This is a genomic window from Solibacillus sp. CAU 1738 (genome assembly GCF_039888725.1).
Classification (GTDB): Bacteria; Bacillota; Bacilli; order Bacillales_A; family Planococcaceae; genus Metasolibacillus.
Map to the genome: position 1 here is coordinate 591,436 of NZ_JBDQQN010000003.1, position 23,389 is coordinate 614,824.

A 23,389-nucleotide genomic window follows, 5' to 3' on the forward strand; every position below is an offset into this window, starting at 1 on the left:
TATTAAATGAGCGGTAGGTGAAATGATGTTTAATACGATGAAATTTTTACAAGCAGTTGGTGTAAGTATTTTATTAACAGTAGTAATTTCATTTATTTTAGGCTTCATTCCGATAAATAATTTTGCAATCTTTTTATTCATTCAAACAATTCTTGCATATGGAAGTATAGGGTATTTTGGAGCAAAATGGAATCTGCAAGCACCATATACTGCCGCATATTTAGGTGCTGTTGTCATAGCACTTATTAATCTCCTATTATCACATTTCATATTTAATATTTTAGTATTTGTAGATGCCGGGTCAATTGCAAGAAGTATTTCTCTAGCGGTTATTGTCAGTATGATGTTTGCGGTAGTAACTATATTTATAAAGAATAAAAGAGAAGGTGCTCTATCATGATACGTGAAATTTTAGATATTTATAATCGAAATTGGGCACAGATTCTTACCTGGTCAATTGTAATTATTTTGCCAGTAACGATTTTTAGTTTCTTAACGATGATATTTATAAATATATCGGAAGATTTGATTGCACCGCATTACTTCACTAGTTTAGTTTTTGTAATAAACTTTATTATTTGTATTCCACCATTTGTAAAGATGGTATTAAAAGATGAGCAAGATGAATTGCTCCATCCAATTGAAGGGATTGCCCAATTTATTCAACAATTTGGATTTCTTTTATTGTTTACGGCTAGTTTTTATTTTATTGGCTTTATAGGAATGTATTTATTATTTATTCCAACGATTTTCGCCTTGTTTGTAATGTTAATTTTCCCGTTTTTTTCTGATAGTAAGAGTGTTAAAGAAGTATTTGTTCGTACAATAGAAGCGATAGCAAAAGAAAATGTCGCCCTATTTGGGGACCTTTTAATTATTTTAAGTATTAACTTTGGGATTTGGGCAACTGTCATGCTATTTTTTTCTCAATACGATAATAATATGTTGGCTTATTTAATTATTAGAGTAGTGCTAAATATTCTTATATTACCTTTTGTTTATATTTATTTGACGTTGAGATATCGCGTAGATGGACAATTTAGTAAATAGACGATAAATGGAGATGAAATGGATGGAACTATTAATAAACGCTCAAAAAGAGGAAAGAAGCCATTTCAAAAAATCAAACTTGTTTTTACTTTTTGTTTTGTCATTTATCACATTTGGAGCATATATAGGCATTTGGTTTTTGAAAAACAAAAACACTATGCAGAATATGTCAAGTAAAACAACTATACACTTTGGTCTTTGGAAATGGTTTACGATTGTATCTTTCCTGTTCTTGTTTATTCATTTCTTTGGAGAAATGGTATTTAGTGATTATGGAATGGCTAATATTAAATCATATGAAATCATATTCTCTTTCTTTTTTGTAGGTTTACTATATTACTCGATTTTTAGATTGCGAGAATTTTTTGAGGTAACATATGCAATCGAGTTAAATAAATATCTTATATTTTTTCTTCACATATTTTACATTCAATATAAAATTAACGAAACACAGTGAAATTGGCGAAATATGAAAAGGAATGATCCCATGGAAAAACCAATTGAACATGTATCATTCGCTAAAAATAGAGTTTTTCTTACGCTATTTTTACATATAATGCTCGGTTTTGTAAATAGTTTTATACCAGAAGAAAATATCGGGTTTTGGATAAAAATTAATTTAAGTTTAGCAATTTTATTAGCAGTAACGAACTATATTATTTGGATTTACCATAAAGAAAATAGTAAGAGGTATTTTTCCTTACATTCTTTTGTGTTGTTTCTAGGTGTTATATTTTATTTTATGTCACCCGTTTTTAAAGGGCTCTATCCAACCGTGTATTTTTGGATTTTACTCATGATAACTGTAGGATTAGCTATCTTTTTACTTATTAAGTATAAAGTTGTGACAAAGGTGATTGTGAATCCACAGCATTACTTATTTAACAGTTTATTGATGCTATATGTTGGAATCCTCCTGCTTGTTGGAGGAGTATTATGGGCATACATGCTTGCGTTTGAGCCAATTTCATGGATCCCTGTTGGTATTATTTTATATTTCATAGCCCTCTTTTTTGTCTTTATTGCCCCAGTGATGTTGGCTACACCTGAGAAAGTGAAGGAATTAGAGGGAATAGTGAAGGAAAGGTAAATACAATAAAGCCTGATTCGTTACTATTAATTTATAAATAACGTGATAGCAGAGTCGTAAAACGAGAAGGAATGATCTAATGAAAAATTCAAATGAACATGTATCATTCGCAAAAAACAGAGTATTTCTAACGTTATTTTTGCATTTAATGCTTGGATTTATTTCTAGTTTTATGCCAGAGGAAAATATCAGATTTTGGTTGAAGGTGAATATAGGTTTAGCAATTTTATTAGCAGTGATGAACTATATTATTTGGCTTTACCATAAGAGAAATAGTAAACGTTATTTTTCTTTGCATTCTTTTGTAATGTTTATTGGTATTATAGTTTTCGCGATGTCACCTATTTTTAAAGGTCTCTATCCAACCTTGTATTTTTGGCTGTTACTTTTCTTAACTGTAGGATTAGCTTTCTTTTTACTAATTAAATATAAAGTTGTGACAAAAGTGATAGTGAACCCACAGCACCACTTATTTAGTAGTTTATTGATGCTATATGTTGGAATTCTTCTGCTAGTTGGTGGTGTATTTTGGATGTATATGCTTACAGTACAGACAAGCTCTTGGGTTCCTGTAGGTATTATATTTTATTTCTGTGCTCTCTTTTTTATCTTGATTGCTCCCGTGATGCTTGCTACACCTGAACAAGTAAAAGAATTCAAGAAAATAGGGAATAATCGGTAATGGCAATTGCCGATTTCGTTATTCTAAATGAATTTACAAAAAGTCGAGTATGATTGGGTAAAAAAATCGATAAGGAACGATCTCATGAAAAATTCAAATGAACATGTATCATTCGCCAAAAATAGAGTGTTTCTTACGCTATTTGCCCATCTGTTTTTTGGAACTGTTACAAGTTTTATACCAGAAATAAATATAGGGTTTTGGTTGAAATTAAATATTAGTTTAGCGATTTTAATGGCAATAACTAATTATATTATTTGGATTTACCATAAAGATAATAGTAAGCGGTATTTTTCTTTACATTCTTTTGTAATGTTTATTGGTTATATTTTTTATTTAATGTCACCCGTTTTTAAAGGGCTTTATCCAACCGTATATTTTTGGCTTTTGCTCTTGTTAACTGTAGGATTAGCGGTCTTTTTATTAATTAAGTATAAAGTTGTGACGAAGTTGATTGTGAATCCACAGCATTACTTATTTAGTAGTTTATTAATGCTATATGTTGGAATTCTCATGCTAGTTGGGGGGATATTTTGGGCGTATATGCGTGTGTTTGAACCGCTTTCATGGGTTCCTATTGGTATTATATTTTATTTCATTGCCCTCTTTTTTGTCTTGATAGCACCCGTGATGTTAGCTACACCTGAACAGGTAAAAGAATTCAAAAAAATAGGTAATAATCGGTAATGACAATTGCCGATATCGTTATTCTAAATGAGTTTACAAATAGGGGTGGCCAATTGAGTTAAAAAATCGAGAAGGAATGATTTCATGAAAAATTCAAATGAACATGTATCATTCGCAAAAAATAGAGTATTTCTAACGTTATTTTTGCATTTGGTTCTTGGATTTGGTATTAGTTTTATGCCAGAAGAAAATATAGCATTCTGGTTGAAGATTAATATAAGTTTAGCAATTTTATTGGCAATAACGAATTATATTATTTGGATTTACCATAAAGAAAATAGTAAGCGATATTTTTCTTTACATTCTTTTGTAATATTTATAGGGATTATATTTTACTTGATGTCACCCGTTTTTAAAGGGCTTTATCCAACCATCTATTTTTGGCTTTTGCTCATATTAACTTTAGGATTAGCGGTCTTTTTACTAATTAAGTATAAAGTTGTGACGAAGGTGATTGTGAACCCTCAGCATTACTTATTTAGTAGTTTATTGATGCTATATGTCGGTATTCTCCTTTTAGTTGGAGGTGTTATTTGGGCATACATGCTTGCAGTTGAGCCAAAATCCTGGATTCCTGTTGGTATTATTTTGTATTTTATTGCTCTCTTTTTTGTCATGATAGCACCCGCGATGTTAGCTACACCTGAACAAGTGGAAAAGTTAGAGAAAATTGGGGGATGATAGATAATGACAATAGGAGGAATAAACGTATGGTGGGGGTATATAAAGCCTCAATAATTTCTTATTTTATGCCGATAATTTCAAGCTTATTTGCATTTTTTATGCCTGATACTAATCAAACTTTTAACTATATTATTATTTCAATCTTCATTTTTAGCATCATCATTTACCCTATAGCGTTATTTATTTTTAAAAAGAAAAAACGCCCTAATGCAGCAAGATTCATAATATCTTTTAATATGTTATTGTTTTGCTTTTTCTTTACAGTACCTTTAATAAAAGTAGCTATTGAGTATGTGCTGCTGCAATTGTTATTAGTGCTCTTTTATTTTCTTTGTATTTTGCTTGCCGTCATTGATCAAAAATCAAAAAATGCCCTTGTTTTACCAGAAAGCGGAGAAAACCGAAAACTTACATATGTATATTTTGCCATTCCTGTCGTCGCTATGTTTTTAGGTGGCGGAGGAAGCATCATAATAGTCAGACAGATGCACAATGTACTTGGTGATCCGTTTATGTTCGTATGGGGGCCCATTATACTTTATATAGTAGGTTGCTGGTTGACTTTCTTGTTCAGTTCTTTATTTTATAAAGGGTTTACTAAAAATGGAATGTGGATTAAATGAGTAACGATAAAGGTTGATCTCATAGCAATTTGAACAAAAAAGTTATGAGTGTATTTTGAGTAAACATTAAGCTAAAGTGGGTGAAATGGATGCGAGCAAAAAAAGTTTTGAGAAGTGAAAAAGGGTCGATTTCGATAGAGTTTTTAGGCATTTTACCATTTTATTTTTTATTTTTTCTTCTTCTTTGGCAAGTAGTTGCATCAGGCTTTGCCGTATTCAATTTAAAGGCAGCTGCTTTAGAAGGGGCTCAAATTTATGCAATGTCTGAAAATGACTTAGAGACGGAAGCTGTAATTAATCAATCACTTGAAGGTGGAGAGTTACTTACTAACTATAGCTTTCAAATAAACCGAGATCCTCATAACAGTGACTTATTTGTAATAACGGTAACAGCTAAACACCCATTAGTATTCCTCCCAAACAGTTGGCGTGAAAATACGCTTATTACATTGAACTCAAAAGCAACAGGTAAGGTACTTGTGCCATGAAATACTTGAAAAATGAAAACGGAAGCGCAATCTTTTATTTATTATGGATTATGACAACAATCGTGATTATTTCGGTTATTGTATTAAACATTGCCCGTGTATATGTTGTGAAACAGCAAGCTGCGACTGGGGCACAGCTTGGCGCAATTGCCGCGACAAATGAAATACTCGCCACAACAAAAGCGGCAATCCAAGAATATGATACTGAAATGGCAAGGATTATTGCGGAAAGAAATGCAGAGCTTGAAGAAGGTGAAGAACCTGAAGTATACGACCCACTTTGGGATAGTATATGGGAAAGAACTAATCAATTAACTGCACCGGGTAATTCACGACAAATGGCATATATTCAGGCATTGAATGGTATATTGCCAAGTATGTTAAATGATTGTTCAGCAGATGACGCCCCCTGTTTGAAAGAAATCCTTTACACTAAAGTGTTTATCGATCCAGCATTTAGAAATCAAACTTATGATGTAGTTAAGCGAATAGTTATAGAGAATGGTGGAAACGAAGAACGCCTTGAAATCAAAATTTCTAAAGATAAATATCGGGTAGAAATTAAAACGGATGCTACTTACGAATCCATAACGGATGGCAGCCTTTTAACCTCATTTTCAAAAGATATTAAGCAGCAAGGATACGGTCTGCCCTTACTATATTTAAAGTATGTATTTAATTAAAATGAAGAATAGTTAACTTTTTATATAAAGTAATGTTGATCTCGAGCTTTTAACGGGATCAATTTCTTTTTTTCCTGCAATAAAGTTGCCAAACATTTTCAAAAATACGTACGTCAATTTGCACCTTCTACATATGTAATGATAAAATGGAATTTGATACTATATGGGGTGAATATAAATGCTAAACATATTAAATAAAATGTTCGACTTTAATAAAAAAGAATTAAAACGTTTAGAAAAAGTAGCAGACTCAGTAGAAGCATTAGCGTCACAAATGGAAGCATTAGATGACGAGGCATTACAGGCAAAAACCGCAGAGTTTAAAGCACGTTTTCAAAACGGGGAAACATTAGAAAGTTTATTGCCTGAAGCATTTGCTGTTGCACGTGAGGCATCTCGCCGTGTGCTTGGTATGTATCCGTTCCGTGTGCAAATTATGGGTGCTGCTGCGTTAAATGACGGTAACATTGCTGAAATGAAAACAGGAGAAGGTAAAACGCTAACTTCTACAATGGCGGTTTATTTAAACGCGCTTACTGGCAAAGGAGTTCACGTAGTAACAGTCAATGAGTACCTTGCATCTCGTGACGCGACAGAAATGGGTGAGCTATACAGTTGGTTAGGTCTAACTGTTGGCTTAAACTTAAATAATTTATCAAAAGAAGAAAAACGAGAAGCGTATGCAGCTGACATTACGTATACAACAAATAATGAATTAGGGTTCGATTATTTGCGTGACAATATGGTGTTGTACAAGGAAGAGCGAGTACAACGTCCACTTTATTATGCAGTAATCGATGAAGTTGACTCGATTTTAATCGATGAAGCGCGTACACCACTTATTATTTCTGGACAAGCTGGTAAAACAGCACAGCTTTACGTACAGTCTAATGCGTTTGTGCGTATGCTAACAAAAGAAGAAGATTATAACTACGAAGAATCAACAAAGGGCGTTACGCTTACAGAGAAAGGTATTGAGAAGGCGGAGCGTGCATTTGGTATCGATAACTTATTCGATTTAACGCATGTTCGTTTAAACCATGCGATTAACCAATCGTTAAAAGCTCACGCATCTATGCATTTAGATGTAGATTATGTTGTGCAAGACGGAGAAGTTGTTATCGTTGATGGCTTTACAGGTCGTTTAATGAAAGGGCGTCGTTATTCAGATGGCTTACATCAAGCAATCGAGGCAAAAGAAGGCTTAGATATTCAAAATGAATCGATGACTATGGCAACTATTACGTTCCAAAACTATTTCCGTATGTACCAAAAACTTGCAGGTATGACTGGTACAGCGAAAACGGAAGAAGAGGAATTCCGAAACATTTATAATATGGATGTTGTTGCGATTCCTACAAATAAACCAATTGCCCGTGATGACCGTCCAGATTTAATTTATGCGTCCATGAAAGGCAAGTTCGAGGCAGTAGCTGCGGATATTGCGGAACGTCATAGAGCAGGTCAGCCGGTATTAGTTGGTACAGTTGCGATTGAAACATCAGAAATTATTTCTGATTTACTAACAAAGCACAAAATTCCTCATAATGTGTTAAATGCGAAAAACCATGAGCGTGAGGCAGAAATTATCGCAGATGCTGGTAAAAAAGGCGCGGTAACGATTGCAACAAACATGGCTGGTCGTGGTACGGACATTAAACCGGGTGAAGGTGTACTTGAACTTGGTGGTTTAGCGGTAATCGGTACAGAGCGCCATGAATCTCGTCGTATCGATAATCAGCTACGTGGTCGTTCTGGGCGTCAAGGGAACCCAGGGGTAACACAGTTCTACTTGTCACTTGAAGATGAATTAATGCGCCGTTTTGGTTCAGATAATATGAAGGCGATGATGACAAAGCTTGGGATGGACGATTCTCAGCCAATCCAATCTAAAATGGTATCAAGAGCCGTAGAGTCAGCACAAAAACGTGTAGAAGGAAATAACTTTGATGCACGTAAACGCTTGTTACAATATGACGATGTACTTCGTCAGCAACGTGAAGTTATTTACAAAGAACGTTACGACGTATTAGAGACAGAAAATATGCGTGAACTAGTTGAGTCGATGATTCTCCAAGCGATTGAAAATGCAGTTGCTGTGCATACGCAAGGCGATGAACTTGATTGGAACTTAGACGCGCTAGAAGATTATATTGCGGCGAACTTATTAGAAGAAGGTGCCGTGAAAGCAAGCGACCTACAAGGTAAAACAGCTGAGGAAATGGTTGAATTTATTTATGCAGCTGTTCAAGTTCGTTACAACGAAAAAGAAGAGCTGCTAACTCCAGAGCGTATGCGCGAGTTTGAAAAAGTAATTTTACTGCGTTCAATTGATACGAAATGGATTGACCATATCGATGCAATGGATCAGCTGCGTCAAGGTATCCATTTACGTGCTTATGGTCAAACAGATCCACTTCGCGAATACCAACAAGAAGGATTTGCGATGTTCGAGGATATGGTTGCAGCTATACGTGAAGATGTTGCGAAATATGCAATGAAAGCCGAAATTCGTAGCAACCTACAGCGTGAAGAAGTTGCAAAAGGACAAGCAGTGAATCCAAAAGAAGAAGCTGCACCGAAGAAAAAAGCACCAATCCGTAAGGCTGAAAACATCGGTCGAAATGATGCTTGCCCATGCGGAAGCGGTAAGAAATTCAAAAACTGCCACGGTGTCGGACAGTAAAGAAAAATTTATCATTTTTAGCTATTGCTTAGTATAAATTAGTAGTCAAAAAAATAAACTATTTTTTGTAAGCTTGGTTGACTGTGCAGTTTTCCAGTGATAGCGTGCGCTTTCGGAATGACTGTGCGGTTTCCCCATGCTTGCGTGTTTTTTTCGGTGTTTGTATGCGGTTTTCTCGTGGATTACGTTAAGTGCAATTGGTTGATGCTGACTACCCGAAACTTACATGCAAATACTAACGCCTTACCAATACAAAGCACCATCCAAACGATTTACCCGAATATTTATTAATCCAACCGATGCTATCTATTAGTAGATGGCTCGGTTTTATCAATTTTTATATACAATATCCATATTTACGGAGGATTTCTCATGATTGAATTAGCAGATGTAAGAAATGCATTAGAAACTACAGCCACTAAATTGGCGGACTTTAGGGGGTCTCTTTGACTTAGAAAACAAAGAGGCACGTATCCAAGAGCTAGACGAAATGATGTTAATGCCAGGCTTTTGGAATGACCAGCAAGCAGCACAAGTAGTTATTAATGAAGCAAACGGTATTAAGGCAATAGTTAATGATTATAATGATTTATTATCAACACATGAAAATTTAGAAATGACTTTAGAACTTTTACGTGAGGAACCAGATGAAGAATTGCAGGAAGAACTAGGTACAGAGCTTGCAGATTTCCAAGCGAAAATTGCAGATTTTGAACTGCAAATGCTACTTTCTGAGCCTTATGATAGAAATAATGCCATTTTAGAGCTACACCCTGGTGCTGGCGGTACTGAATCTCAAGACTGGGGTTCAATGTTACTTCGCATGTATACGCGCTGGGCAGAAAAACGAGGCTTTAAAGTATCGACAATGGACTATTTACCAGGTGATGAGGCAGGTATAAAATCTGTAACGTTATCTATTTCTGGACATAATGCATACGGCTATTTAAAAGCAGAAAAAGGCGTACACCGTTTAGTCCGTATTTCGCCGTTCGATTCATCTGGGCGTCGTCATACGTCATTTGTTTCTTGTGAAGTAATGCCTGAATTCAATGATGACATCGAAATTGAAGTGCGTTCGGAAGATTTAAAAATCGACACGTATCGCGCAACAGGTGCTGGTGGTCAGCATATTAATACGACTGACTCAGCTGTTCGTATTACGCATACTCCAACTGGTACTGTCGTGCAATGTCAGGCAGAGCGCTCGCAAATTAAAAACCGTGAAAAAGCGATGCAAATGTTAAAGGCGAAACTATATCAGTTAGAAATCGAAAAACAACAAGCGCAACTAGATGAAATTCGTGGTGAGCAAAAAGAAATTGGTTGGGGCTCGCAAATTCGTTCTTATGTATTCCACCCATATTCAATGGTAAAGGATCATCGTACAAACGAAGAAACAGGAAACGTTGGTGCTGTAATGGACGGCGATATTGATGCGTTCATTCATGCATATCTACGTTCACGAATTGCTAAATAATTATGAAATCAGCAAAAGTCCTTAAAGTACAAGTATGTATTTTAAGGACTTTTATTATTGGTACTGTTTATTATTAATAGATTTTGAAACTAAAATTTAGATAATCAAAAAAGCACTCTCTCAAACGATAATTGCTTTGTCATAGAATTAATAACACTTAAGAGTTTAGAAGTGTCTGAAAATTAAATTGGATAATTTACCCTTTTAATGTATAGTTAGAGTGAATTTAATATGATACACCAATTATATGTAGTTGGAGGGAATCTTAATGAGAAGAATTATTTTATCGACTGAGAGTGGGGCGGATTTGCCTGGAATTTTAGCTGACAATCATGAAGTACAAGTGGTACCGATGCACGTCATCATGGAAGGTCAGGATTATTTAGATGGCCATCTATCAGTAGAAGAAATTTTTGATTATCATGATCGGACAAAAAAGATACCATCTACATCTGCGACTAATGTCCATGAATACTATGAGTTTTTTACAAAAATAAGAAATGATTTTCCTGATAGTATTATTATTCACGTTGGTTATACGTCAAAGGCATCTGCTTCCTTTCAAAATGCAGTAATTGCAGCGGAAGATTTTAAGGATCTTTATTTAATTGATGCTTTAAACGTTACAGGCGGATTAACTGCAGTTGTAATGTATGCTGTTAAATTGCTAGAGAAAGAACCTACGATTGAACCCATTCACTTAATAGAAAAAATCGAGTCCAAGGTACCTAAATCAAGGCTGGCTTTTATTCCAGGTAGCTTAGATTTTTTAAGAGCGGGTGGGCGAGTAAGTAATTTAGCTTATCTCGGAGGTGCTTTGTTGAAAATAAAACCATGCATTGAATTAATAGAAGGAAAGCTTGTTTCAACTAAGAAATACCGTGGAAATATGAGCGCTGTTGCGGAAAAGTTATTGCGTGACTATTTAAATCAATATGACATTGATAAACAACAAATTTATTTTATATACTCAATCGGACTCAGTGAAAGTATTAAGCAACGGATGAATGAAATTGCCAATGAAACTGGTTTCGAAAATACAACTTGGATTCAAGCCGGTGCTATGATTACTACTCATTCAGGCCCTGGAGGTTTTGGTATTGCAGGACTAGAATATTAACCTTGTATACAAGTATTCAAAATCTATCAATTTTTAATTGGATTACCGTATGTCTGGTGGCGTGCGTCAATATATTGGTTTCGCTGAGACGCAAGTATTCCCCTTGGAGCTAAAATCCAAAACGAACTTTTACCATTACAATTTGTGATAGCCTACACGGTTTGAAGAGGCGCATTCACTAAGCGCTAATGACTGGACAATAAAAATATTGGATATTTTACTTAAAATGATATTTTTATAGAAAAAAGGAGCTGTCTCGAAAGACTTTTCAGACAACTCCTTATTGTATAGAGGATAATATTACAAAAATTATTAAAAATGGCGTGTCCATTTTGATGTTAAATATTTATGTAACATCGCTGAACTAACGTATTGTTTACAAAAGGATGCGTATTGGATGTCTAAGTCGGCTTCGGTGTGATTTTTAAAAGTGACATTGATTTGGCCTGCGCGGTCTTGGATGTTGATCAAGGAATTAAAGGATACCCAGCAATTATAGGGTGATTTTGGGGACATTAAAGGGAACATAATACACGGATTACCATAGTCCATAGCAACAACAATCGGCAGTTTATGTTTTTTTTCACCGAAATATTGTTTGGAAATGTCGAGGGCGGATTGATAGCTACTGCCCATTTGTCGACAGGAAGCGCGAATAATCTTCATTGGGCTTTGTGTAACATGGAGGATACCTGTTTTGTCATAAACAACGGTGTGTAGTTTTTTTTCATGACGAAGTGGAATAAGTAAATAAGTAGCATTTGTTATGTGATAAAAGTCTAGTTGTTTAATGTTTCGGTTCAATTTTAAACCTCCTTCAATAAATAAAATAGTCAATTTATCCTCTATAATATCCATCATAATACAAAAAACAAGTAAATTCAATACCGTTTTCAGCTAAAAGTAACGATTTCGAGAAAAAAATAGAAGTCAGAAAATATTGCAAATTGATTGTGCCTTTTTTATAATAGAAAAAAGAGCATCGGGGTGATATCGATGGATAAATATTATTCATACACAGATTTTTTACGTGCAGTAGGGCAGTATTCTCATAAAAATCAATGTGAGCAGTTGTTGAGTGACATTTATTTAGATTTATTTTTAAACCGGCTTCAACGTTTATACAGAATTGAACAGTTAAAAATGCTCATCGATACGTCATTGGATCAAAAAAATGAAGCAGCGTTTTATGAATACGCAAGCGAACTGAAAGAGTTACAAGAACAACCGAATGAAGAAAACGTTTCTTTTTGCTAACCAAATTAACTTATAAATATGAACGTAAAAATCCTTACTTCCACAATCTTCGGTTTGTGGTTTTTTTGTGAAAATAAAAAGAATATACGTTCGCTTATTAATCGATATTTGGAAATGGTTATGCTAATATAAACATATTAGGGTCGTAAGAAAGGACGAAAAACTGATGAGTGAAACTTTCGATTTACAGTCTCCTTATAAACCGGATGGTGATCAGCCCAATGCGATACTGGAGCTAGTGCAAGGTATTAAAGAGGGAAAACGACATCAAACATTACTCGGGGCGACAGGGACAGGGAAAACATTTACAATTTCAAATGTGATTCAACAAGTAAATAAGCCTACCCTTGTAATGGCACATAATAAAACATTAGCAGGTCAGTTATATAGTGAATTTAAAGAGTTTTTTCCGAATAATGCAGTAGAATATTTCGTTAGTTATTATGATTACTTTCAACCAGAGGCATATGTACCGCAAACCGATACATATATCGAAAAAGACTCGAGCATTAATGACGAAATCGATAAGCTACGACATTCTGCGACATCAGCATTATTTGAGCGTAAAGACGTCATTATTATTGCCTCGGTTTCTTGTATTTACGGTTTAGGGTCTCCGGAAGAATATCGTGAAATGGTCGTGTCAATTCGTACCGGCATGGAAATAGAACGTAATCAGCTTTTACGGCGATTAGTCGATGTGCAATATGAACGTAATGATGTTAATTTTACTCGGGGAACATTTCGGGTGCGCGGAGATGTCGTAGAAATATTCCCAGCATCTCGTGATGAGCGCTGTATTCGAGTTGAATTTTTCGGTGATGAAATTGACAGAATACGCGAGGTAGATGCATTAACGGGTGAAATTTTAGCAGAACGCGAACATGTAGCTATTTTCCCAGCTTCCCACTTCGTTACGCGTGAAGAAAAAATGATTAAAGCAATTGAAAATATTGAAGTTGAGCTAGAACAACAGCTTGAAAAGTTCCGTTCAGAGGGGAAGCTGCTAGAAGCGCAGCGACTTGAGCAACGAACGAATTATGATTTAGAAATGATGAAGGAAATGGGCTTTTGTTCAGGAATTGAAAACTATTCGCGGCATTTAACTTTACGAGAGTCCGGGGCAACACCTTATACACTACTTGATTATTTTCCTGAAGATTTTTTACTAGTTGTTGATGAGAGTCATGTTACATTACCGCAAGTGCGCGGGATGTTTAACGGTGACCAGGCGCGAAAATCGGTGCTTGTTGAACATGGTTTCCGATTACCTTCAGCGCTAGATAATCGTCCATTAAAATTTGATGAGTTTCAGACAAAATTTGGGCAGGCTGTATATGTATCAGCTACGCCGGGTCCATTTGAGTTGGAGCATACACCAGAAATGGTTGAACAAATTATTCGTCCAACTGGCTTGCTTGACCCAACAATAGATGTCCGACCAATTGAAGGTCAAATTGACGATTTAATCGATGAAATTCATGAACGAATTAAGCGCAATGAACGTGTGTTAGTGACTACATTAACGAAAAAAATGTCCGAGGATTTATCTGCTTACTTAAAGGAAATGGGCTTGAAAGTAGAATATCTACATTCGGAAATTAAAACTTTAGAGCGTATTGAAATTATTAGGGAACTGCGAAAAGGGACGTATGATGTTTTAATTGGTATTAACTTACTGCGTGAAGGTTTAGATATTCCGGAAGTATCATTAGTCGCTATATTAGATGCGGATAAGGAAGGGTTTTTACGATCTGAGCGTTCGCTTATTCAAACAATCGGTCGTGCCGCGCGTAATGCGAATGGACATGTCATTATGTACGCGAATAATATGACCGATTCGATGACAAAGGCAATTGAGGAAACAAATCGTCGACGCTCGATTCAAATAGCATACAACGAAGAGCATGGCATTACACCGACAACAATTATAAAGAAAATACCGGATGTCATTCGTGCAACACAAGCAGCAGAAGAGGAAGAAACATATGTTACAAAAGTGACGAAAGGAAAAAAATTAACGAAGGCAGAAATGGACAAGTTAATTGCATCACTTGAGCAAGAAATGAAAGAAGCAGCGAAAGCACTAGATTTTGAACGTGCCGCAGAGCTTCGTGATACTGTTTTTGAGTTGAAGGCAGAAAGGTAGATTTAATGTGAAAAATACCGAAATAGTTGTGCAAGGCGCACGTGCACATAATTTAAAAAATATTAATGTTAAAATTCCGCGTGATCAGCTAGTCGTACTAACTGGCTTATCTGGATCAGGTAAATCGTCTCTTGCGTTCGATACGATTTACGCAGAGGGACAACGCCGTTATGTCGAGTCTTTATCTGCGTATGCGCGCCAATTTTTAGGACAAATGGATAAGCCGGATGTTGACGCAATAGAAGGATTATCCCCAGCTATATCGATTGACCAAAAAACGACGAGCCGCAACCCACGTTCAACAGTTGGGACCGTTACAGAAATTTACGATTATTTACGTCTATTATTTGCGCGTATTGGTAAGCCGATTTGTCCAAAGCATGGCATAGAAATTACATCGCAAACAATTGAACAAATGGTCGATCGCTTACTAGAATATCCAGAACGGACGAAAATGCAGCTACTAGCACCAATAATTGAAGGGCGTAAAGGAACGCATATCAAGCTACTAGAAGACTTGAAAAAACAAGGCTATGTGCGTGTTCGCATTGACAGCGAGCTGCGTGACCTAGATGACAATATTGAGCTTGATAAAAATAAAAAACATACGATTGAAGTTGTAGTTGATCGTGTTGTTATTAAAGAAGGGATTGCCGCACGTTTAAGCGACTCATTAGAAGCTGCACTACGTATAGCGGAAGGTCGAGTACTTGTCGATGTGATGGAGCATGAGGAATTATTATTTAGTGAGCATCATGCTTGTCCGCAATGTGGCTTTTCAATCGGTGAATTAGAGCCACGTATGTTTTCATTTAACAGTCCATTTGGCGCTTGTCCTTCATGTGATGGGCTTGGAGTGAAACTTGAAGTCGATGTTGATTTAGTTATCCCTGATTGGAATCTATCTCTCTTAGAAAATGCAATTGCGCCATGGGAATCGGTAAGCTCGCAATATTATCCACAGCTATTAAAAGCAGTATGTGATCATTACGGCATTCCAATGGATGTACCGGTAAAAGAGTTGCCAAAAGAGCAACTAGACAAAATATTAAATGGCTCAGGAAAAGAGAAAATCCAGTTCGATTTTGAAAATGAATTTGGACATAAGCGTAGTCAAAAAACAGAATTTGAAGGCGTGTTGAAAAATATTGAACGCCGCTTCCGCGAAACCTCGTCTGATTATATACGGGAGCAAATGGAAAAATATATGGCGGAGCAGCCGTGTCCTTCGTGTGATGGTTACCGGTTAAAGCCAGAATCACTTGCGGTAAAAATCGATGGTAAGCATGTTGGGCAAGTAACACAATATTCCATTATAGAAGCGAATGCATTTTTTGATGGGCTTCATTTATCGGAAAAGGATTTTCAAATTGCCCGTTTAATTTTACGTGAAATTAATGAACGACTTGGCTTTTTAGTTAACGTCGGCTTAGATTATTTAACATTATCGCGTGCTGCGGGAACTTTATCAGGTGGGGAGGCACAGCGTATTCGTTTAGCAACGCAAATTGGCTCGCGTTTAACAGGTGTACTCTACATTTTAGATGAGCCGTCTATCGGGTTGCATCAGCGTGATAATGACCGATTAATTTCAACATTACAGAGCATGCGTGATTTAGGGAATACGTTAATTGTCGTCGAGCACGATGAAGATACGATGCTAGCTGCTGATTATTTAATTGATGTTGGCCCAGGTGCTGGTGTGCATGGCGGACAAATTATTGCTCAAGGAACACCTGCTGAAGTAATGAACAATGATGCTTCAATAACAGGGCAGTATTTAAGTGGTAAGAAGTTTATTCCTTTACCTGTTGAACGTCGTAAGTCAGATGGGCGTAAGCTAACGATAAAAGGTGCAACGGAAAATAATTTGAAAAATGTAAATGTCGATATCCCACTGGGCATGTTTGTCGCTGTGACAGGAGTGTCTGGTTCTGGGAAATCCACACTTATTAATGAGATTTTGTATAAAACATTGGCACATAAATTAAATCGCGCTAAAACGAAGCCAGGTGCACATATAACGGTTGAAGGTGTAGAACAACTTGAAAAAGTAATTGACATCGATCAATCTCCAATAGGTCGTACACCACGCTCCAATCCGGCGACTTATACAGGTGTATTTGATGATATTCGTGATGTTTTTGCAGTAACGAATGAAGCGAAAGTGCGTGGCTATAAAAAAGGTCGCTTTAGCTTTAATATTAAAGGTGGACGTTGTGAGGCTTGTCGCGGTGACGGCATTATTAAAATCGAAATGCACTTCCTGCCAGATGTGTATGTACCTTGTGAAATATGTCATGGCAAACGCTATAACCGTGAAACGCTTGAAGTGAAATATAAAGAGAAAAATATTGCCGAAGTACTCGAAATGACGGTTGAGGATGCGGTCGTATTTTTTGAAAACATCCCTAAAATCTATCGCAAGCTGCAAACGATTGTTGATGTAGGTCTAGGCTATATGAAGCTTGGACAACCTGCCACAACATTATCAGGTGGAGAGGCGCAGCGTGTGAAATTAGCTTCTGAGTTACATCGACGCTCCACAGGTAAGTCGTTTTATATTTTAGATGAGCCGACAACAGGTCTACATGCAGATGATATTGCCCGTTTACTTGTCGTCTTACAACGCCTAGTAGAAAATGGCGAAACGGTACTTGTCATAGAACATAATTTAGATGTTATTAAAACAGCTGATTATTTAATTGATCTTGGTCCTGAAGGCGGAGATAAAGGTGGAACGATCGTAGCAACTGGTACACCAGAAAAAATTTGTACGGTTAAGGCTAGTCATACTGGACGTTATTTAAAACCAATTTTAGAACGAGATCGCGCGCGTATGGCTAAGCAAATTGCTGAAGCTACCGCGAAATAAAATTCTACAGAGCGTATATGAAACTTTTTTACCTCCCTCGTCGTATAATTTATTATACAAAGTAGAGGGAGGCTTTTTATTATGCAAAATGAACGTCAACGTATTCTACAGTTAGTCGAAAATGGAACGATTTCAGCAGAAGAGGCCATTATGTTATTAGAGGCGTTAGGAAAGGACAAGCCGACAGAGTCCGTGATGCCTTTAACACCACAAGCGGAGGAACCGAGAGAGGAACCGAAACAAACATCTCAAAATTTTGGCTCAGCAGGTGCTGATCAGCAGAAAAAAACGACAGGCTTTGAAGATCTTTTCGGTAAAGCATTTAATGATAAAGAAATGAATAAAAAAATGAATGAGTTTATGCATGATTTAAAAGAAGACTTATCACAATTTAGTAATCGTATGGCGAACTTAATGAATACAACTTTCTCAAAGGTGAAGGATTTTGATTTTCAATTTCCATTTGGAGAAAAGGTCGAGTTCGAAAAAACATATGCATTTAATGCCGAAGAAGTGAATGGCTTTGAAGTGGATGTTCCAAACGGTAAGCTAACAATTGAAAAATCTGAGGATTCACAAGTGTTAGTTGAAACACAAGTCAAAGTACCTCGAAATGCAGATAACAATGAAGAAGAAACAATCGCTCGTTTTACAGATGGCTTTGTTACATTACAAGAGGGGAAAGTAACAGTTGCGACAAATGTTAAAATGGCAGCTGTGTCAGTTCGTTTACTCGTACCGGAAAAACAATATGATGTATTCATTACCCGCGTATTAAACGGTAGTGTAACAATTAGTAATATTGATACAAAATTATTAAAAGTAAAAACATATAACGGTACTATTAAAGTAGAGCACGCGACGTTTAATAGTGCAAACCTTGAATCTGGAAACGGCATGATCGAAGCAAGATTCGTTAAAGGTGAGGACTTAGAAGCAGAAACTGTAAATGGTCGCATTTATATCGATGGTAGTTTAAAGGAAGTAGAAGCGGAATCTGTTAATGGCCCTGTTACAATCACTAATAGCTCCGAAGCTGCTCATAAAGTAAAAGCTACAACCGTTGCAGGTACTGTTGAATTATACGTACCGAAAACTGTATCGATTGACGGGCAAGTTGCAACGAATTTTGGTAAAACAGATGTCGGCTTGCAAGACGTAACAATGCGTACAGAAGAAGATCAATTTTTATTGAAAACTATGCATTTCGACAAAATTTTAGAAAATGCTCCAGTGTTAAAACTAGTAGGTGAAACACGCACGGGCTCGGTTATTGTTCGTTATATAAATAACCTTTAATAGTTATACAATAGGAAGAAATTTCACATATAAGTAAAAAATCTAAGCCGCTCTCATTAAATAGAGAGCGGCTCAGATTGTCGACAAAAGGGCTTCAGAACGGTCTCGTTCTGAAGCCCTTTTGTTTTTTTAAAAGTTTTTTGTGTATTTTACAGTTTTATTTTAATCAAAAGGCTATTTGAGTATTCTGATTTAGACCGTTTCTTGATGCTTGCCATGTCTTTTTTTAAATTTATCAGGTGGTATCTTCCCGTGATCAATTCGATCTCGATTCAATTCTTCCTGAAGTTTTGCTTCATATGCACGCGAACTATCTTCTTTACGAACTTGCGTTTATTCGCACTTGCTTTAACATGAGTTGAATCTATAAAACATGGTCAGCACTTAATAATCCTTTACAGTATTTTCAGCAAGTTGAGAGTGAGATATTTTACCATTAGACAATGCAAGTTGATTGGAGTGGAAGGTGCGACACTCCTGCGGGAACAGCAATGTTTTCTACGGCGAAAGCAGAGCGACAGTCGCACGGGCGGAAAATCCATTTTTGCGGCGATCCGCCGCAAAAATTAGTTGAAGCCGTGCCCGCGGAAAGGGAGCGTCTGGAACGGAAATCAACAGTTTCTTACTATTTATTCTAGTAGGCAAACTCAAATTTCTATGAGTTTGTCTACAGTCTGAGCCGCTCTCATTAAATAGAGAGCGGCTTTTTTTCTATATTTAAGGATCGAAATAGTATATGTAACTAACAACGCGTGCTAATAGCCTAATGCCTGACAATATGATAGTCTATAGAAAAATATGAAAAATATAGCAATTTTATATGAAATTTGCGCCATAAATTACATGTAAAAACTATAATATTGAAATGAAAATGTAATAAAAACAGTCTGGTAGAATGCTATAATAGTGGGGTAAGAAAAAATCTATAAAATAAATATAGTTATTTTTTAGAATATAGGTGGTCAAATAGATGATTCAGATGAATAATGTCATAAAAAAATATCCTAATGGCGTTGTAGCAACAAACGGGATAACAATTGATATAAAGCAAGGTGAATTTGTGTATGTAGTAGGCCCAAGTGGTGCAGGGAAATCTACTTTTATAAAATTAATGTATAGAGAAGAAAAGCCAACTTCTGGTGAGGTAATTGTAAACGGTATTAACTTAGCGACATTAAAAAATAGTCGTGTACCACAGTTACGTCGCCAACTAGGCGTAGTATTCCAAGACTTTAAGCTTTTACCGCGTTTAAATGTTTATGAAAATGTGGCGTTTGCGCTTGAAGTAATTGAAGAACATCCGAAAATGATTCGTAAACGTGTAATGGAAGTTCTAGAGCTTGTTGGATTAAAGCATAAAGTACGTATGCTACCAAATGAGCTATCAGGCGGGGAGCAGCAACGTGTGGCAATTGCACGCTCAATTGTGAATATGCCGAAAGTTGTCATAGCAGACGAACCAACAGGAAACTTAGACCCAGAAACTTCGTGGGAAATTATGCGGATTTTTGAAGAAATAAATACACGTGGTACAACAATTGTCATGGCGACACATAACCGCGAAATTGTTAATACGATGCGTAAACGTGTTATTGCAGTCGAAAGTGGCATGATTGCACGTGATGAATACGGAGGTGACTACGGCTATGAAGGGTAGAACATTAAGTCGTCATTTCCGCGAGAGCTTTAAGTCTTTAGGCCGTAATAACTGGATGACTTTAGCCTCGATTAGTGCTGTCACAGTAACTTTACTGCTTGTCGGCGTGTTTGCCGTCATTATGTTGAACTTGAATAAAGTCGCAACGGATTTAGAAAATGATGTAGAGATTCGCGTATTTATTGATATAATACCTGATCAAAAGGAAGCAAAACTAGCGGAAGAACAGCTCATTGATGAAATTCATAATTTGCCGGAAGTGGCAGAGGTTGTCTATTCATCGAAAAAAGATGAGCTTGATAAGCTAATAAAAGATTTCGGTGATGAGCTAAGCTTATATGAACAAAATAATCCGCTTCATAATGTGCTCTACGTAAAAGCTGTTGACCCACTACAAACAGCACAAGTAGCAGAGAAGATTGCAACTTTCGACAATACATATGATGTGAAGTATGGAGAAGGTAAAGTAGAGAAATTATTTAATTACATTAAAATTAGTCGTAACATCGGACTAGTTTTGATTTTAGGCTTATTATTTACAGCAATATTCTTAATATCTAATACAATTCGTATTACGATTATTGCGCGAAAAGATGAAATTGAAATTATGAAACTTGTAGGGGCAACGAATTCCTTTGTCCGAATTCCGTTCGTTTTAGAAGGTATGTGGTTAGGAATTTTAGGCTCGATTATTCCGATGATTGTTGTATCCGTTGTATATTACAATATCTACATTCAGCTAGCGCCGCGCTTAAAGGGCGAACTACTACAGATACTTCCTACGACACCACTACTATATCAAGTGAACGGTTTGTTAATTTTACTTGGCGTGTTTATCGGTGTATGGGGAAGCTTCATGTCTGTACGTAAATTCTTGAAAATATAACAAGCACTGAAGGGAGTACTCCTCATTGAAACCGTTACGACGTAAGCAAGTAAAATGGATTGCATTAAGTATGGCGATGTTGCTTGTGCTACAAGTACCAGCTGCCTATGCAAATACACTAAATGATTTAAAAGATAAAAAAAATTCAGTAGAACAACAAAAAAGTAGCTTAAATAAATCAATCAATGAAAAATCAGCTGAAATAAATACGATTGAAAATAAGCAAGATAAATTAATAGCGCAAATTCAAAAATTAGATAACGAAATTACGAAAACAAATAAAGGAATCGAAGCTGTTGTAGAAGATATTAAACTAGCAAACAAAGAAATTGCGGAGCTAGAGACAGCTATAGAAGAACTTGAGAAAAAAATAGAGAAGCGCGATGAGTTATTGCGTGATCGCGCTCGTGCAATTCAAGCAGGTGGCACGGTTTCCTATTTAGATGTACTGCTTGGTGCTAATAGCTTTGTTGATTTTATTGACCGATTTTCAGCAGTTAATACGTTAATGGAAGCCGATCGCCAAATTATGCGTGATCAAAAAGAAGATATTGAAAATTTAGAAGAACAAAAACTTATTTTAGAAAATAAGAAAAAGAAATTAGAAGAAAACTATGCAGAGCTTGAGCGTTTACGCAATTCATTAAGCGGACAAAAGAAAGATAAAAACAAGCTAATAGATGAGCTTGAACGTGAGCAAGAAAAGCTAAAAAGTGAGAAGAAATTATTAGAAGAAGATTATTCTGAAGCGCTACAAATTAGTGATGAGTTGCAACAGCAAATTGTTGCTGAGCAAAAGCGTCTTGCTGAAATTGCTCGTCAAGAAGAATTAAAACGTAAGCAAGAAATGGCGAATAATAATATTCCTGACGTATCTTCTGGTACTTGGATGAAACCTGCGAATGGGCGATTTACTTCTGGCTATGGTTGGAGAAGTTTTGGTGGTGCAGAGTTTCACTATGGTCTTGACATTGCCAATTCTGTGGGTACACCTGTAGTTGCTTCGACAGACGGAGTGGTTTCATATGCTGCTCCATTATCGACATTTGGTAATTGTATTATTTTGACGCATTCTATTGATGGTGAAATTTTCACATCTGTTTATGCACATTTAAGTGCCTTTAATGTAAGTGTTGGAGATGTTGTGTCAAAAGGGCAAACTATTGGAGCAATGGGCAAAACAGGTCGCGTAACAGGACCGCACGTACACTTTGAAATTCATATTGGTGCATGGCGTGGACAAAGCACCGGCTCAGTTAACCCATTACGTTACATTTCACTATAACGAACAAAACGGTTTCACTCGTACTGCACTGTACAGGTGAAACCGTTTTTCGTTTCAAGTATTCTTTAATTGTGCTATCCTCAAACTAGCACAATTTGGAGGGTACATATGAACAAAAAAAATATTGGGCTCATACTCGTTCTTATATTAGTAGCGATTATGCTCGGGACATATATTACAGAGCAAATAGAAAAAAGTAAACAAATAAAAGCCGAATCTATCGGTCGAGAAGTAGAATTAGTAGGGGCTGAAAAAGGAAAGCTGGCACCTGATTTTACGCTTCAGACATTGGAAGGCGATACGGTTTCGCTTTCTGATTATAAAGGGAAAAAGATTGTATTAAATTTTTGGGCATCATGGTGTCCGCCATGTAAAGCTGAAATGCCACATATGCAAGACTATTATAAAAAGTATGCGGACAAAGAAAATGTTGTCATTTTAGCAGCGAACTTAACGTATGAAGATGGTTCGAAAGACAAAGTACAACAATTTATCGACAGCTTTAATATAACATTTCCGATTTTAATGATGGGTAACAAAGAAGTTGTAAATACATATAAAGTAATCTCACTACCGTCAACATTTATGATCGATACAGACGGGCGTATTCAGCATCAAATTGTCGGTCCGCTTGATCAAGCATCATTAAAGGAATATGTCCACAGTTTAAAATAATTAAAGAGGTTCGGCTTTTATGTATGACTTGAC

General features: G+C 36.3%; 22 protein-coding genes and 1 pseudogene. 21 read left to right on the forward strand and 2 right to left on the reverse strand.

Going from position 1 to position 23,389, the window contains the following annotated elements; genetic code table 11:
• Window positions 1-22 precede the first annotated feature (22 nt).
• The 13 genes from AAFN87_RS12175 (at window position 23) to AAFN87_RS12235 (ending at window position 11,273) form a co-directional block, all read left to right on the forward strand.
• Entirely contained in the window at window positions 23-400 is a 378-nt protein-coding gene (locus AAFN87_RS12175) for a hypothetical protein (protein ID WP_347791339.1), read from the forward strand.
• Window positions 397-1,050, forward strand: coding sequence for a hypothetical protein (locus AAFN87_RS12180; RefSeq protein WP_347791340.1), 654 nt, complete (start codon window positions 397-399; stop codon window positions 1,048-1,050). Before AAFN87_RS12175 ends, AAFN87_RS12180 begins: the two co-directional genes overlap by 4 nt.
• 22 nt (window positions 1,051-1,072) lie before the next feature.
• Window positions 1,073-1,507: a hypothetical protein gene (locus tag AAFN87_RS12185; RefSeq protein WP_347791341.1), complete on the forward strand. Its 435-nt coding sequence runs from the start codon at window positions 1,073-1,075 to the stop codon at window positions 1,505-1,507.
• Between the two features lie 30 nt (window positions 1,508-1,537).
• Window positions 1,538-2,140, forward strand: coding sequence for a hypothetical protein (locus AAFN87_RS12190; protein ID WP_347791342.1), 603 nt, complete (start codon window positions 1,538-1,540; stop codon window positions 2,138-2,140).
• Between the two features lie 79 nt (window positions 2,141-2,219).
• On the forward strand, window positions 2,220-2,822 hold the full coding sequence (locus tag AAFN87_RS12195; RefSeq protein ID WP_347791343.1) for a hypothetical protein: 603 nt from the start codon (window positions 2,220-2,222) through the stop codon (window positions 2,820-2,822).
• An 84-nt stretch (window positions 2,823-2,906) separates the two neighbouring features.
• Complete coding sequence (locus AAFN87_RS12200; protein WP_347791344.1) at window positions 2,907-3,509, forward strand: hypothetical protein; 603 nt, start codon at window positions 2,907-2,909, stop codon at window positions 3,507-3,509.
• An 84-nt stretch (window positions 3,510-3,593) separates the two neighbouring features.
• Window positions 3,594-4,190 (forward strand): hypothetical protein, encoded by a 597-nt coding sequence (locus AAFN87_RS12205; RefSeq protein ID WP_347791345.1) that lies wholly within the window; start codon window positions 3,594-3,596, stop codon window positions 4,188-4,190.
• A gap of 29 nt (window positions 4,191-4,219) precedes the next feature.
• Window positions 4,220-4,816, forward strand: a complete 597-nt coding sequence (locus tag AAFN87_RS12210) for a hypothetical protein (RefSeq protein WP_347791346.1) — start codon at window positions 4,220-4,222, stop codon at window positions 4,814-4,816.
• A gap of 89 nt (window positions 4,817-4,905) precedes the next feature.
• The gene (locus AAFN87_RS12215) at window positions 4,906-5,304 is read left to right on the forward strand and encodes a pilus assembly protein (RefSeq protein ID WP_347791347.1); all 399 of its coding nucleotides are present in this window, start codon (window positions 4,906-4,908) and stop codon (window positions 5,302-5,304) included.
• The gene (locus AAFN87_RS12220; protein WP_347791348.1) at window positions 5,301-5,987 is read left to right on the forward strand and encodes a hypothetical protein; all 687 of its coding nucleotides are present in this window, start codon (window positions 5,301-5,303) and stop codon (window positions 5,985-5,987) included. The genes AAFN87_RS12215 and AAFN87_RS12220 overlap by 4 nt, the downstream gene beginning before the upstream one ends.
• Window positions 5,988-6,165: 178 nt before the next feature.
• On the forward strand, window positions 6,166-8,673 hold the full coding sequence (secA, locus tag AAFN87_RS12225) for a preprotein translocase subunit SecA (protein WP_347791349.1): 2,508 nt from the start codon (window positions 6,166-6,168) through the stop codon (window positions 8,671-8,673).
• A gap of 375 nt (window positions 8,674-9,048) precedes the next feature.
• A protein-coding gene (gene prfB / locus AAFN87_RS12230; protein ID WP_347791461.1) for a peptide chain release factor 2 occupies window positions 9,049-10,153 on the forward strand; the annotation gives its coding sequence in 2 pieces (ribosomal slippage) (window positions 9,049-9,120 and window positions 9,122-10,153; 1,104 coding nt in all).
• Between the two features lie 268 nt (window positions 10,154-10,421).
• Entirely contained in the window at window positions 10,422-11,273 is an 852-nt protein-coding gene (locus AAFN87_RS12235) for a DegV family protein (protein WP_347791350.1), read from the forward strand.
• Between the two features lie 312 nt (window positions 11,274-11,585).
• Here AAFN87_RS12235 and AAFN87_RS12240 read toward each other — a convergent pair whose 3' ends face one another.
• Window positions 11,586-12,077: a competence protein ComK gene (locus AAFN87_RS12240; RefSeq protein ID WP_347791351.1), complete on the reverse strand. Its 492-nt coding sequence runs from the start codon at window positions 12,075-12,077 to the stop codon at window positions 11,586-11,588.
• 192 nt (window positions 12,078-12,269) lie between these two features.
• Between AAFN87_RS12240 and AAFN87_RS12245 the strand changes: the two genes are divergently transcribed.
• From AAFN87_RS12245 to AAFN87_RS12260, 4 genes are all read left to right on the forward strand, one after another.
• Complete coding sequence (locus AAFN87_RS12245) at window positions 12,270-12,530, forward strand: IDEAL domain-containing protein (protein WP_347791352.1); 261 nt, start codon at window positions 12,270-12,272, stop codon at window positions 12,528-12,530.
• A gap of 166 nt (window positions 12,531-12,696) precedes the next feature.
• The gene (gene uvrB, locus AAFN87_RS12250; RefSeq protein ID WP_347791353.1) at window positions 12,697-14,679 is read left to right on the forward strand and encodes an excinuclease ABC subunit UvrB; all 1,983 of its coding nucleotides are present in this window, start codon (window positions 12,697-12,699) and stop codon (window positions 14,677-14,679) included.
• Between the two features lie 7 nt (window positions 14,680-14,686).
• Complete coding sequence (uvrA, locus tag AAFN87_RS12255) at window positions 14,687-17,554, forward strand: excinuclease ABC subunit UvrA (protein WP_347791354.1); 2,868 nt, start codon at window positions 14,687-14,689, stop codon at window positions 17,552-17,554.
• An 81-nt stretch (window positions 17,555-17,635) separates the two neighbouring features.
• Window positions 17,636-18,853 carry an SHOCT-like domain-containing protein gene (locus AAFN87_RS12260; RefSeq protein ID WP_347791355.1) on the forward strand — a complete coding sequence of 406 codons (1,218 nt, stop codon included), beginning with the start codon at window positions 17,636-17,638 and terminating at the stop codon, window positions 18,851-18,853.
• A 222-nt stretch (window positions 18,854-19,075) separates the two neighbouring features.
• Here the strand turns inward: AAFN87_RS12260 and AAFN87_RS12265 are convergent.
• A pseudogene (locus tag AAFN87_RS12265) lies at window positions 19,076-19,224 on the reverse strand (IS5/IS1182 family transposase); the annotation flags it as partial.
• Between the two features lie 599 nt (window positions 19,225-19,823).
• Between AAFN87_RS12265 and ftsE the strand changes: the two are divergent.
• The 4 genes from ftsE (at window position 19,824) to AAFN87_RS12285 (ending at window position 23,356) form a co-directional block, all read left to right on the forward strand.
• Window positions 19,824-20,510, forward strand: a complete 687-nt coding sequence (gene ftsE / locus AAFN87_RS12270; protein WP_347791356.1) for a cell division ATP-binding protein FtsE — start codon at window positions 19,824-19,826, stop codon at window positions 20,508-20,510.
• Window positions 20,500-21,396, forward strand: a complete 897-nt coding sequence (gene ftsX, locus AAFN87_RS12275; protein WP_347791357.1) for a permease-like cell division protein FtsX — start codon at window positions 20,500-20,502, stop codon at window positions 21,394-21,396. Before ftsE ends, ftsX begins: the two co-directional genes overlap by 11 nt.
• Before the next feature lie 25 nt (window positions 21,397-21,421).
• Window positions 21,422-22,681, forward strand: a complete 1,260-nt coding sequence (locus tag AAFN87_RS12280; protein WP_347791358.1) for a murein hydrolase activator EnvC family protein — start codon at window positions 21,422-21,424, stop codon at window positions 22,679-22,681.
• Window positions 22,682-22,789: 108 nt separating this feature from the next.
• Window positions 22,790-23,356: a peroxiredoxin family protein gene (locus AAFN87_RS12285; RefSeq protein WP_347791359.1), complete on the forward strand. Its 567-nt coding sequence runs from the start codon at window positions 22,790-22,792 to the stop codon at window positions 23,354-23,356.
• Window positions 23,357-23,389 lie beyond the last annotated feature (33 nt).